Below are 14,070 nucleotides of genomic sequence, written 5' to 3' on the forward strand. Positions count from 1 at the left end.
CTTCACCACTCGTATCTCTTTTATTTTTTACCTTTGCTTTACAGCTTCTATTAATCTTTTCGCACGATTATAAATCTCATTATAATTCTTCTGCTCAATCAGTTGATTATTCACCAATGGCGTTCCAATTCCAACCGCAAAACTTCCACTATCCAAATAATTCTTAGCATTTTCTATGTTCACACCGCCCACAGGGATGATATTAGCGTGTGGCAATGGTCCTTTTATATCTTTAATATACTGAGGGCCATATGAGCGAATCGGAAATACTTTTACCACTTGCGCACCCGCTTCGCTGGCCTTCAAAATTTCAGTTGGAGTTAGAACTCCTGGAATCATAGGAATGCTATAACGATTTGCCATTCTTATCGACCCTTCATCTAGAGTAGGTGCTAATAAGAAGCTGGCACCGGAAAGAATAGCTAGCCTTGCCGTTTCTTCATCCAACACTGTACCAGCACCAACTAGCATGTCAGGATACTTTTTTTGAATTATTTCAATACCCTGTAGTGCATTTGGGGTATTCATCGTGATTTCTACTAAGCGGATTCCTCCTTCAAACAAAGCATCAATTACCCCTTCTAGGTCGTTAGCATTCTTGAACCTAATGATTGAAACAATCTTTTCTTCTCTTATTTTTTGTAAAATGTCTAGCAAATGAAATCCCTTCTTTCAGACTATAGAGAATCCTATTGTACGGTTAAACACAATAGGATCTCATCTAGCTTTATACAAATTGTTTTTCGGTTATTCCTTCTAGTTGAACCTTACTCAGTTCTATAGGGGAAGATTGGTTTTTTGAATAAGGTTTAAACCTGACTTCAAATTCAAAACCTTCTGGTCTTAAACGATATTTCTCTAGCACGTCTGGACCGCAGCTAGAAGAACCAAGTCCATGCTGCTTGTGATCCAAATTAAAGGTAATGAAGTCCTGTTTTTTCAAATCATACGTATGATTAGCCTTTTCAAAATTTTCAATAGTATAGTAATGAGCACTAAAATCAATTTCAGGTTTGCCGACTGCTAACAGACCGAAACCATTCGCTTCTGTTAATGATACCCATTTAACTTGATGACGATTTCCATTTTCCTGCGGCCATACATATGGTGTATACAAATCATCCACTTTTCTAGACCATATACCCACACGATTAGCCATTTTACTGTCCACATATGCTTCACCTGGACCAAGACCATACCAAGAAACATTTTCAAATGCCTTTGGAAGCTTCATGGTTAAACCAATTCTAGGTAAAGTTTCTGGCAGGTCCCCATTTGGTGCTCCTTTTACTTTTAAGACAACATCACCACTGCCGAAAATAGTATAGGTATAAGTACTGCTGATACCCCAAGAGAGTCTTGGTGGTGCAATACGAACGTCCACATGAATGTCCACTTTCTTTTTGTCAGATGATTCAACATACGATACATCATTGATTCTGTGCTGCATCCAGTGCAGGCCATGTCTTTGCCATGCCTCTTTCGAACTAATGTCCTTCCATTTACCGCTGGCAAGTTTGTCATTATCAGTAGGCGCTCTCCAGAAGTTAAGTTTTGGACCTTCTTCAAGAACCTTCATTCCATCAACTAACCAAGAATCAATAACACCAAATACTTTATTAAAGACAAAATCAAAACCATTACCGGAAACTGAAATGAAACGATTACATTCTTTAACATGAAGTGGATATTGTAATGGAGTGGTTTCATCCACTTCAGCAGCAGCAACAGGCAGCTTAAATTGTGCCCATGCTGATTCATAGCCTGCTTGAGCCCATACCGTGTCTACTGTTGTACGGAAGCTTAAATTTAACCAATAGTCAGTGTTTAATTTAACTTGCGTTGGCAGCACAAATGGGATTACGATTTTCTTTGTCTCACCCGCTTGAATTCCTTGAATAGAAAGCAGTCCCTGATCAAGAATTTGATCATCACATACAACTGACCATGTTAATTGCAGCTGATCTAAGGAAATAAAATCAAATCTGTTCGTAAGTTCTACAATTCCTTTTTCTAGATCCACGGCATTTGCAACCACTGGTTCTATAACTTTTTTGTATTCCGTTAATGATGGTGAAGGTGTACGGTCAGGCATAACGAGACCGTCGATAACAAAGTTAGAATCATGAGGTGTATCTCCAAAATCTCCTCCGTAGGCAAAATACTCTTCACCGTTTTCACTAATTTGTCTGATTCCGTGGTCAATCCATTCCCAAATGAATCCCCCTTGTAATCTGCGATACTTGTAAAAAGTATCCCAATACTCCTTCAATCCACCTGCACCATTGCCCATTGCATGTGCATATTCACAAAGGATATGTGGTTTTGTCAAATCATCTCTTTTTCCTAATTCGTCAATAATCTCTACCGAAGTATACATCGTTGTATGGACGTCAGAGGCAATAGGATCTTTTGTTGGATTATTTTGATCTCCCGTCATGATAAAACGGCATTCACCTTCATAGTGAATTGGTCTTGTAGGGTCTTTTTCTTTTGACCACTCAGCCATCGCGACATGATTTCTACCAAATCCTGATTCGTTACCTAGTGACCACATGATAATAGAGGCATGATTCTTATCACGTTCAACCATTCGCTTCATCCGATCTACATAAGCCTCTTTCCAGGCAGGATCATCACTAATTTGATTAATGTCATCTATAACATGAAACCCATGGCACTCCAGATCTGCCTCGTCAATGACATATAATCCATATACATCACATAAATCATAAAAACGAGGATCATTTGGATAATGGGATGTTCTGACGGCATTAATATTATGAAGCTTCATTAAATGAATATCTTCAATCATTGTTTCCAACGGTACCGCTCTTCCAAGGTCCGGGTGATGATCATGGCGATTTACCCCTTTAATCATGATTGGAACACCATTGACTTGCAGGAGACCATCTTTTATTTCTACTGAACGAAAACCTACTCTCGTTGGAACAACTTCAATAACATTTCCTTTTTCATCCTTTAACGTTATCAGGAGATGATATAAATTAGGATCTTCTGCCGACCATTTATCTGGATTATCAACTGGGATTTCAACAGAAAGCTTTGTCTCATCGCCACCGGCAATTGATATATTTTTTAAATCGTGGACTATGACATCTTCAACACTTTGATTGAAAAGTTTCATTTCTACCTGATATTTGGAAACTGGAGAGAAATTCTTATTTAATAGATTTACGTCTATTTCTAATTGGGCGTTCTCATAATTATTATCCAGTATCGTTCTCACAAAATAATCTCGAATATGGACCTTTGGTCTGGCCAACAGATACACATCTCTAAAAATACCGCTCAGCCACCACATATCCTGATCTTCAATATAGCTTGCCTCAGACCATTGATAGACTTGGACTGCAATTACATTTTTACCTTCGCGGACAACTGAAGAAATATCAAATTCACTTGGTACCCGGCTGCCTTGACTATACCCGACTTCCTGACCATTTACCCACACATGAAAGGCACTATCAACACCTTCAAAGCGTAAGATAATAGCTTGGTTTATCCATTCACTCGGCACCTCAAATTCCCGTCGGTATGACCCTGTTGGATTTTCCGTTGGAACATGAGGAGGATCAATTGGAAACGGAAATTGAACATTCGTATAATGCGGTCTGCCATATCCATGCAGCTGCCAGTTAGAAGGAACATGCAGCTGATCCCAATCACTGGTGTCAAATGTTTCTTTGAAAAAATCACTCGGTGCGAAAGTCGGATTCTCTGCATAGTGAAAATTCCATAGTCCATTAAGCAGCTGAAAACTAACTGCCTTCCCCCTATCATAGGTCAGGGCAGATTGTTCATTTTTATATGGAAAAAAGTAGGCCCTTTCATCTAAACGATTTTTATGAAGAACTGATAAATTTTCCCAATTGTTTTTCATACGATTTCCCCCATCGATTAATAGTTTTATGTCGGTTCCTCAGTTGAAATTTGAAATAACCTTTAGCCTTTGACCGAACCGCCAAACACTCCAGAAACAAAGTGCTTTTGAAAGAATAGAAATAGTAAGAGCATCGGTACTAAACCTATAGCTGCGGCAACCATTACTTGGCCATACTGTACTACCTGCCCCGGCTGAACCATCATAGAAAGTAAAAGAGGCAGTGTATACAATTCTTCAGAAGAAACGACCACTAACGGCCAGATAAAATTGCCCCATGAATGCATAAATGTAACAATCCCAAGTGCCGCACACGCAGGTTTCATTACCGGAAGGACAATTCGAAAAAAGATCCCAAAATCTTTACAGCCGTCGATTTTAGCTGCTTCTATTAAGTCATCTGGAAACGCTAACATTTGCTGTCTCATTAGGAACACACCAAATGGAGTGACTAGATATGGAACGATTAAGGCAAAGTAGCTATCAATCCAATTAAAATTCATCATAATGATAAACATCGGTACCAGCATCACCTGAGTTGGTACCATCATGATTAACAGAACACTGATGAATAAAGGCTCACGTCCCTTAAACCTATATTTAGCGAATGCATACCCAGCTAGTGCTGAGAAGAAAATAGTAGTAATGGTGGTGATTCCTGAAACAACTAAACTATTTATTAATGCACTCCAAATTGGCCAGCCTTCTGTTAAATTATTTAAATTATCCATAAAGTTTCCATCTGGTACAAGGGTTGGCGGAACTTTAAATATTTGGGACTCAGTTAACGTTGAAGCAGTGAACATCCAATAAAAGGGAAATACAGAAATCGTTACACCAACGAGAGCAAAGATATAAAGTAATAATTTGTTAAATTCTCGTTTTTGCATGTTATATTTCCCCTCCCTTTGTGATACGAATTTGAAAATAAGATAAAATCGCAATGATCGTGGTTACAACATAAGCACCAGCTGAAGCTAACCCAAAATCAAAGTTACCAAACGCCTTATCATATAAATAGAGAATGACCGTAGTCGTTTCTTCTCTTGGTCCTCCACCTGTTAAAACAAAAGGTTCTGCAAATAGTTGCAACGTTCCAATGGTAGAGATAATACCGCAAAAAAGGAGTACCGGCTTTAACAATGGAACAGTAATCTTAAAGAAACTAGTTATTTTACTCGCTCCATCAATACTTGCAGATTCATATAAATCCTTGGGTACTGCCTGGAGGCCAGAAAGAATAATAACTGAATTATATCCAGTCCAACGCCAGGTTACTGCTAGAATGATTAATATCTTGGCCCACGTTCCATCGGAGAACCATTTAATGTCTCCAATGCCAATGGCGTTTAGGCCTTGATTAACCATTCCGTAAGTTTCATTGAAGAGTAATGAAAAAACTAGTGCATATGTAACCAAATCAATTAAAACCGGAAGAAAAAATCCTAATCGGATAAGTCCCTTAAAGCGGAGCTTTTCGGAATTGACGACAGTTGCTATGATTGTAGCTAAAATAAGCATAATCGGAACTTGAATGACTAAAATTAATCCCGTTGTTCCCAATGACTTCCAAAAAAATGGATCCGTTAATAACATTTTATAATTTTCTAAGCCAACAAAAGTGGTTACTCCTGCACGCCATTTACTAAAGCTCAATACAAAAGAATAAATTAAAGGATATAGCATAAATACAGCAAAGATAAGAAAATAAGGTGTGATAAATACATATGGACTTAAATTAAGAAGTGAAAACTTTTTCTTATTAACGCTGGGTTGCGTATAGTTTAAATTTTGCTTTTTCGTTTCAATCGACGGCACCTACTCCACCTCACTTCGTACCCCTGGAGAACCAGGGGTACTATGTTTTTATTTACTAATCTTTAACCCTGTATCTCTCGCAGCTTTTTCTTCTGCAGCTTTAAGTGCTTCTTCAATTTCCTTACCATCCATAACGTCACCAAGAGCACCCACAATTGCATTATTTACATCCATAAATTTAGAACCGTAATCAATAGTTGGGATGTCTGTTGATAATTCCCCAAAGAATTCTGATAATGCAACACCAAAATATTCATCCATTTCTTTAAATTTCTCAGTTTCATAGTAAGGCTGCCAAGAAGGGAACAAACCATATTTCATTTGTACGTCTTGACCTTCATTTGTCATTAGGGTGTACTCAATGAATTTCCAAGCTAACTCTTTATTTTTTGATTGAGTAGAGATAGCTAAAGTAGAACCGCCTGAATGGGATTGATTTGGACCACCTTCAGTGAATGCAGGCATTGGCATAAGCCCCCATTTGCCTTTTTGATTTTCTGCTTGGGTTTTGATTGTCCCTGCATACCAAACCGGATAGATGGCTGAAGCAATTTTATTGTTGGCAAATGCACGGATTCTGTCATCCCAAGTTGGAGCATCCACTACTAAACCTGCATCGACGATTTTCTTAAACATCTCAATTGCTTGAACATTTTCTTCAGTTGCAAATTGGATATTGCCATCCTTATCATAGTACTGTGCACCTAATTGGTTCATTAACATACGGTACACTTCAGCAATGTCTTTTGAACTCATACCTAATGCAAGCATCGATACATTATCGTTTGCAGATTGGATTTTCTTACCTGCTTCTATAAACTTATCCCAGGTAGTTAAAGTAGATGGGTCAACTCCTGCTTTTTCAAAGAAATCTTTTCGATAATAGATACCCACAGGCCCGATGTCCCACGGAAGACCCATAATTTTTCCATCTTTATCTTTTACTAGATTTAGAGCAACTTCAGCGAACTCACTTTCTCTACCATCTAATCTTGCAGTTAAATCAACAAACTGCCCTTCAAATACTTCTAAGAAGTTTGCAAAGTCACGCTGTTGAATCTGCATTACATCTGGAGCCCCTTTTCCCGATGTCAAAGGAGGGGTAATACTCTTATAGTCACTAGTAACATATTCAATATTAACTTTTGCTTTAGGGTACTTTTTCATGAAGTTTTCGGCTTCCTCTTTTAATGAATCAGCAGCCAGGTTCCAGCTTGCAACTGTAATTTCTCCTGATACTTCACCTTCAGGAGACTTTTTCTTCAGTTCTGCCTCCCCACCGGCAGTAGATTTCCCAGAACAAGCACTAAGTACCGAAAGTAGCAAGACAACAATTAAGAAAATGGAAAAATAGCGTTTTTTCATTCTTGGTTCCTCCTCGAATAGTAATAGCTAGTAATCCTTGTAGTGATGTTCTAGTTGTTACAATCCTCTTCAAAAAAAAACATTTTCTCATCCTCGTCTGATTGATTAACTAAGAGGTTTTCCAAGAATTCTTAGCTGGGTAACTTTTCAGAACACTAATTACTTTCTCATATGTAATTCCAGTTCATCATAATCAGAAGAGGATACTCCCTTGCCCCTTTTCTAGATCTAATCACCTCCTAAAAAGCTAGATTAATAATATTTAATACTTTTTTCCTCAACAGAATTTTATTAGTGCCTGTATCCCAAACCTCTTGAGATTTTACCAGCGCAATTAGTAATTTTCGCTGCATATTTATCAATCATTGTTGTTTCCAGGCGATTTATCGGTGCAGCTACACTTATCCCAGCTATAACTTTGTTTTTATGGTCAAAGACTGGTGCAGCTACACAACGTATCCCTAATTCATGTTCTTGTTCATCTATTGAATAACCAATATTACGAATTTCTTCTAAATTCTTCAAAAGTTCTCCTTTTGTCGTATGGGTATATTCCGTATACCTTTTGAGACCTCTATCAATAATGATTTGATTAATTTCTTCCTCATGTAAAAAGGCCATAATAGCTTTTCCAACGCCTGTACAATGTACAGGTGCTCTCTTGCCAATTCTGGAATACATTCTAATGGTTTTAGGTGATTCAATTTTATCGATGTAGACAATTTCAGAGTTTTCAAGAATCACTAAATGAACTGTTTCCCCTAATTCATTTACGAGTTCTTGCAGGAACGGTGAGGCAACGGTTCGTAAATCCAAAGACTCTAACACTGCTTCCCCTAATTCCACTACCTTTAGTCCTAAAAGGTATTTATCACTTTCAATGTTTTTTCTTACGAATCCAAATGAACATAATGTAGTAGTCAAACGATGGGCAGAACTTTTGGCCACATCCAATCTTTTTGCAATTTCAGTAATTCCCAAGCCATTTGGATTTTCTTTTAGTACATCTAAAATGATCAAAGCTCTTTCAACCGATTGAACTGAGGAATTACTTTTTGATGTTGCCATTTGACCACCCACTAATAGGATATTTTTCTTTTTGTTCCGTATTAAGGAATTGCGTTCCATTTACGTTTTTGAGTTTACATCCTAATGAAAGCGTTGTCAATTACATTTTTTGAAAAAAACTAAATATTTAGTATTTTCAATTATTTCTATATAACAATGTTTTTACTAGTAAAAGCACAGCTGTAACTAATCTATTACTTTTTGAAATTTTCCAGCTTGAAAGCCCATTTATCTGTCATACATCTTTTAATTAGTTAATTAATCCTACTTTTGTTGTATCCAATAATTTTAAGTTACTTTACATATAATTTTTTTACTCCCCTAGCCCTATAAATAAATTGGTACTTTTTGTTTATGAACTAAAGATTAAGAATTATCTTTTTTTGTTATCCAAGTCATTATAATTTCAAGTATTTACTCCAAAAACTTTTCGGAAATAACAAAAAAAAAAAAAATAATAATAATAATAAAAGAGACCCCATTAGTTCTCCATTTTTTGTAAGATCGCAACCTACACACGGTGCAAAATTGACTTTTTCAGATGATATACAAGTCCTTTTGAAAAAGTTAACGAAAATCTTGCTTAGACACATTTCTTTGCTGCCTTCTTTATTTATTCTATTGATTCAAACATTACTATACTTTAGTTTTAGTAATTTAATATTCTAACTATTGTTTTTATTCAAAAAGTATTCTATAATACTTTTCATTACATAAATTAAAAAAGTCAGAGGTGTAAAAAATGAAAGTTTTAGAGAAAGTGAGCCAGTTCGCCGGCAGTACCTTTGCCGTGTGGGTGCTATTATTTGCAGCCCTTTCGTTTTTTTGGCCATCCGCATTTACGTGGATCGCACCACATATTTCCCTCTTATTAGGGATCATTATGTTTGGAATGGGACTAACATTGTCTGCAGGAGATTTTAAAGAAGTTTTCAGACGTCCAAAGGATGTAGCGATTGGGGTTATTGGTCAATTTTTAATCATGCCTCTTCTTGCTTTTGTACTTGCAAAAGGATTACAATTACCACCTGAAATTGCTGTAGGAGTTATTTTAGTAGGCTGCTGTCCGGGCGGGACTTCATCTAATGTTATGACTTTCCTAGCGAAAGGTGATGTACCCTTAAGTGTAACCATTACCTCAGTGACAACACTACTAGCACCTGTGGTAACACCAGCACTTATATTATTACTAGCAAGCGAATGGATTCCTGTAGATCCAGGCAGCCTATTTGTTTCCATTGTAAAAATTGTGATTGTACCTATCGTCTTAGGGCTAATTATTAAAAAATTATTTAATCGTCAAGCACAGGCAAGTGTAAAGGTCCTTCCACTTGTATCCATTATCGGAATTGTTTCGATTGTAGCTGCAGTAGTATCTGTTAACCAACAAAATATTGCTAAAACGGGGTTACTCATATTTGCTGTTGTTATCCTTCATAATGTCCTTGGCTATTTAGTGGGCTATTTGTTTGGAAAGTTATTCAAGATGGATTTATCGAAGAAAAAAGCAGTTGCAATTGAAGTTGGAATGCAAAACTCTGGCTTAGGTGCTGCTATTGCCTCAGCACATTTCTCACCATTATCTGCTGTACCAAGTGCTATTTTCAGTGTTTGGCATAACATATCTGGTCCAATATTAGCGACCGTATTCAATCGGATGGATAACAATAAATCGCTCGATGCGGATTCAAAAAATTCACAATTAACAAGCTAGATAAACACACCTTCATTGTTGGAACTCAACGTCGACATGAAGGTGTGTTTTTTTGAAATTGAGAAAATGTGTTTGTCACCCAATTCCGCATTTTTCAAGATAACTACCTTACACCGCTTTTTTTGGCATAACCTTTGTTTCCATGAAAATCACCTCCAATTTTCCCAAAAACCAATAAAATCATATTCCTTCAAATCTCTCAATCTCTAATTTCTGCAAAGATATGGGGCTTTTCTTCTGGTTGTCTGCATAGATTGTAGACAAGGGTAAGTGATCTCTCAAATATAATAGTAAACCAGGAGGAAAATAACCTAATGCAATTTATTGAAGATGTTAAAGATGTGAAATTTAGTTTTTTGGAAAAACCGCCTGCGTCGTCGATGACTTATGCCTTTGTTTATGTTAATAATCACAACGAATACTATGCAGTTAAAAATGGAGAGCGTTTGTCACGCAGTGAATTACGGATTGGCAAATATAAAAGGGTTTATACAGTCAATATGCAGCAGCATACCATCACATACAAAGAGGAAGTCCCTTCTGCAACAAGAGGAAGAAGATTTTCTGTCAATCTATTTATCGACGTTGCCGTTGAACACCCTGAAAGGTTAGTTCAACAAAATGCAGGAGAATTTGGCGACATTATTAATAATAATTTGCCCTTCTGGGTAGAGTCGGAAGCAAGATTTTATCCTATTGAAGAGGAGCTGAGTTTTGCCCGGCATATTGAAGAATTTTTTCAAACCTCGCCATTAGTCAAGGTGTTACGAGAGGCTGGAATTGTTGTTCGAAATGTTCGTGTTATGATCCGGCAAGGTATTCGGGACCAACGCCACGATGAGGCGATTGCCGATTTAGACCGGAACGCAGAATTATCCGCCTATCAAGAGGCTCTAGACTTGGAGGAAGCGCGCCGGATTTCGGCCTCGATTAAAGATGCTCTTCAAGAAGGTGATTTTATCACTGCTGGTAAGCTTGGAGAAAAGAATGAAATGGCAAAGCGGTTAGTGGAATCGGAGTTTAACCAAAATCAAGCCTTCAAATTTGAGGTAAACAAACAACTTTTCAACATAATCAATGATCCCTCTATTGACCAGTTTGAGGCAGAACAAAGATTGGCCAAGCTGAAAAAACTATTTCCGTATCTCCCTGTCAACCTAGAAATCATCAATAGAAAAAAACAGATTTCTGGTCCAAAGAGAGAACTTCAATCCTATTTAAATAAAGGAGACTAGCGATTGTGGAATCCATTTTAAACCAACTGTTTTGGATTTGGTCAATAATTACTGTCCTGCCGGAATGGATGCGTCTTTTTTTGGCTCTCTTTGTGCTCTTGCAACTCGCAAGGCTGATATTGTTGTACATTGTTCCTCCCTTCTTAAACTTATTGTGCCGTTTGTTGAAAAAGATGATATATCCAATTTCTTACCCAATCATGGCACTTCTTTCCACGATACTAAGAAGGCGGAGAGAAGCAGGAATAGCGGGCATACCTGTATGGATTGAAATCATCGAAGGAATGTTTGCCTTGTCCGAAAATTTTTTCAACAAAATGATTAAGCTTTTCACGAAACGGAAAAGGAATAAGAGCAGGATTAATAGATGGACCTTCTATGCTGCCACGGCTGTAGTGATTTTTCTAACTGCTGCCATCATGAACAATCCAAATGAGTGGTATACACAAAAATGGAGGAAAGCGGAGGTTTGGTTAAACCAAGAACATGTGCACGTACAAGCAACTGGGGCTTCCCCTGATCAAAAAGAATTGATTTTAAATAAGAAATATGAAGATGGCGGAAATATTCGTGAGGCTCCCGCTCTAACTGCGCCCCGTCTATACACAATCACAAATGGAGAAATCATACACTTTTTGAATGAAGAACAAGTAGACTCCAAAGGAATAAAGTGGCTAAAAGTTCAAACTACAAACGGGGTCGAAGGATGGATATCGGCATTGATTGTCGTAGAAAAGCAATGACAATGAAAGAATAATCTGCCTGATTTTAAGTCCTCTTCAATTTAAAGATCTGCCGATTTATCAAAAGTTGACGTGCCAATTTTAAGTTTCCTGTCACCTGTTTTTCTATTAGATGTAACCTCAAGTACAGATAAATCAAGTTTTCTAGTTTTCAAATGTTTCCTTGTTATTTGTAATTCAAAAAAAATGGCACCATGCATGGCACCACTTAGACTTTAATTTATAACTTGAATTTTGCGAATTAGATTAATTTCACTCCATGGCGTTCAAATGCTGCCGCTTCTAGAATGGACATACCTTGTTCCTCGGCAGCCTTAGCCACTTTTTCTGAAACTATTGGTTCAAGATTCGCAGGAGCAGCATAGGACATTTCCCTTGCACGTGCAGCGTTTCTGCGTTGGAACGGTCCCCAAATAGCAAAGGTTTTGCCTGGGCTTTGAATATTAACAAACAGCGTGTTTCCGTCAGGTGAGAAGGTAGGACCAGCCAATTCAGAATCACTTAGTCGGTTTGCTGCAAAAGGATAAACTTTGCCTTCTGGGGTGATTCCCAACAATCGATCTTGACCTGAACCATCTTCTGCATACCAAAGGTCACCCCATGGAGTCATGCAGATATTATCTGGATATTCCATTTCTCGTGCATCATTTCCCTCATAGAAAAGCTCCAATGTATTCGTGTGAGGAATATAACGGTAGACTCGTCCAAGTTTTTTATCACCGGCAGAAGTATCGTCGAACCAGAAAACACCCTCTTGGAAGAACGCTCCTTCCAGTCTGCTGAACTCAATGCAGTTTTGTGCCTTTGCATCCTCGCGGCAAAGATGAGGATCTAGTTCCTTCCATACAATCTTAAAGGTTTGTCCTGTTTTAAATGTACTTGCTGATGGATCACTTACCGCTTCAATTGCCGCCGCATAAAGCTTACCGCCTTTTTGTAACGCTCCTGGCTTTTGGCTTAAATCATTTGGGACAAAACGGTAAAGATAACTAGGGCTTGCATCCTCCGTTAAGTATACATATCCTGTCGCTGGGTCAATCGCACAGGCTTCATGGGAAAAGCGGCCCATTTCCTTGATTGGAGTTCTGGACATTTCGTTCTCCGGCTGTCCTGGATCTACTTCGAATACATAACCGTGTGTCGCGGTACGCGTTTCCTCACAGGTTAACCAAGTACCCCATGGTGTCGCTCCACCGGCACAATTTCGGATTGTCCCTGAAGAGGTTACATATTCTTTGATAACCTCACGATTGGGTCCTACAACCAGCCCCGTAGTCCCCCCTCTTGCTGCCGCATCATAAGGATTGCTTCCAAATGCTGCCCCTGCACCCAATTCATGGTTCCGTACTAGAATGGTGGTATTGTTAGGACCCTCGAAAGCTGCCATCCCATCAAAGGCTCCCGGGATTTTTGCCCCGTTTGACATCAACTCTCCCTCTTTAGAAATAATTTTGTAATGAAACCCTTGTGGAAGATCGAGAATTCCATTTGGATCCGGAACCAAAGGACCATAACCCCCAAAACCGCTTGTTGGATTATTAGTACTATCCGCAAATGCTTTCGAACCGAGGGCTAACACACCAGTTGACCCAAGAGTAAGAGCAAGTGTACCCATTCCTCCTGCTTTTAAAAAGTCTCTTCTGTTTAAGGCATTTTTAGAAGTTTCATTATTCATTAACTATCTCTCCTCAATTATGTATATTTTGAATCTAGTAATAGATTAATTGAGAAATTTTAAGAAAAGATAGGTTTTATGTAAATATTCAGTAAACTATTGATAAAGAATTGTAAATAGTAATACATTTTGGTATATATCAATTCAGAGTGCTTATTCCTTTTCTGTTATATACCATCCATCAGGCTTTTTCTCTATATGGAATAAATCTTCATCGAATTTTTTTCGGAGCATTCTATATTCTTCATTTTCTATTTTAATTTTGGCTACTATGACTTTTTTTAACGTTATTTCAGGCTGCTTAACTTCGATGACCAAATCATTAATCATAAAAAACGTTCGTTGATATCTCATACTCCACTTCCTCTCCTGTTTCTTTTATTTACGTATAGAATTGAACTACCGCCATAAAAGCAACCGTATCCATAACCTCCACATCCATCGCCATATCCGGAATCTCAATTTTTCATCACCAACCGTATATCTGCGTGCTAACTCCTCCTATAATATTTTAAAACGCAAGGATGGATTGGACTATCATCATAAAT

General features: G+C 37.9%; 11 protein-coding genes. 3 read left to right on the forward strand and 8 right to left on the reverse strand.

Annotated features, from left to right (window positions below):
• Nucleotides 1-27: 27 nt before the first annotated feature.
• The 6 genes from H0184_RS00070 to H0184_RS00095 form a co-directional block, all read right to left on the reverse strand.
• Nucleotides 28-657, reverse strand: a complete 630-nt coding sequence (locus tag H0184_RS00070; protein ID WP_221819646.1) for a bifunctional 4-hydroxy-2-oxoglutarate aldolase/2-dehydro-3-deoxy-phosphogluconate aldolase — start codon at nucleotides 655-657, stop codon at nucleotides 28-30.
• Between the two features lie 70 nt (nucleotides 658-727).
• Complete coding sequence (ebgA, locus tag H0184_RS00075; protein WP_221819649.1) at nucleotides 728-3,904, reverse strand: beta-galactosidase subunit alpha; 3,177 nt, start codon at nucleotides 3,902-3,904, stop codon at nucleotides 728-730.
• Between the two features lie 62 nt (nucleotides 3,905-3,966).
• The gene (locus H0184_RS00080; RefSeq protein WP_221819651.1) at nucleotides 3,967-4,794 is read right to left on the reverse strand and encodes a carbohydrate ABC transporter permease; all 828 of its coding nucleotides are present in this window, start codon (nucleotides 4,792-4,794) and stop codon (nucleotides 3,967-3,969) included.
• Between the two features lies 1 nt (nucleotide 4,795).
• A complete protein-coding gene (locus H0184_RS00085; protein ID WP_313771697.1) occupies nucleotides 4,796-5,722 on the reverse strand; it encodes a carbohydrate ABC transporter permease in 927 nt (308 codons plus the stop codon).
• Between the two features lie 48 nt (nucleotides 5,723-5,770).
• Nucleotides 5,771-7,087 (reverse strand): ABC transporter substrate-binding protein, encoded by a 1,317-nt coding sequence (locus tag H0184_RS00090; protein ID WP_221819653.1) that lies wholly within the window; start codon nucleotides 7,085-7,087, stop codon nucleotides 5,771-5,773.
• Nucleotides 7,088-7,378: 291 nt separating this feature from the next.
• Complete coding sequence (locus tag H0184_RS00095; protein ID WP_221819654.1) at nucleotides 7,379-8,155, reverse strand: IclR family transcriptional regulator; 777 nt, start codon at nucleotides 8,153-8,155, stop codon at nucleotides 7,379-7,381.
• 742 nt (nucleotides 8,156-8,897) lie between these two features.
• Here H0184_RS00095 and H0184_RS00100 point away from each other — a divergent pair.
• The 3 genes from H0184_RS00100 (at nucleotide 8,898) to H0184_RS27920 (ending at nucleotide 11,847) form a co-directional block, all read left to right on the forward strand.
• Entirely contained in the window at nucleotides 8,898-9,869 is a 972-nt protein-coding gene (locus tag H0184_RS00100) for a bile acid:sodium symporter family protein (RefSeq protein ID WP_221819656.1), read from the forward strand.
• A gap of 314 nt (nucleotides 9,870-10,183) precedes the next feature.
• Nucleotides 10,184-11,104, forward strand: coding sequence for a hypothetical protein (locus H0184_RS00105; RefSeq protein WP_221819658.1), 921 nt, complete (start codon nucleotides 10,184-10,186; stop codon nucleotides 11,102-11,104).
• 5 nt (nucleotides 11,105-11,109) lie between these two features.
• Nucleotides 11,110-11,847 carry an SH3 domain-containing protein gene (locus H0184_RS27920; RefSeq protein ID WP_221819660.1) on the forward strand — a complete coding sequence of 246 codons (738 nt, stop codon included), beginning with the start codon at nucleotides 11,110-11,112 and terminating at the stop codon, nucleotides 11,845-11,847.
• Between the two features lie 241 nt (nucleotides 11,848-12,088).
• On the opposite strand, the gene H0184_RS00115 is transcribed toward H0184_RS27920, so the two are convergent.
• The gene (locus tag H0184_RS00115; RefSeq protein WP_221819662.1) at nucleotides 12,089-13,522 is read right to left on the reverse strand and encodes an alkaline phosphatase PhoX; all 1,434 of its coding nucleotides are present in this window, start codon (nucleotides 13,520-13,522) and stop codon (nucleotides 12,089-12,091) included.
• 153 nt (nucleotides 13,523-13,675) lie between these two features.
• Nucleotides 13,676-13,876, reverse strand: a complete 201-nt coding sequence (locus H0184_RS00120; protein WP_221819664.1) for a hypothetical protein — start codon at nucleotides 13,874-13,876, stop codon at nucleotides 13,676-13,678.
• Nucleotides 13,877-14,070 lie beyond the last annotated feature (194 nt).

It is taken from the genome of Neobacillus niacini (assembly GCF_019749295.1).
GTDB lineage: Bacteria > Bacillota > Bacilli > Bacillales > Cytobacillaceae > Neobacillus > Neobacillus niacini_D.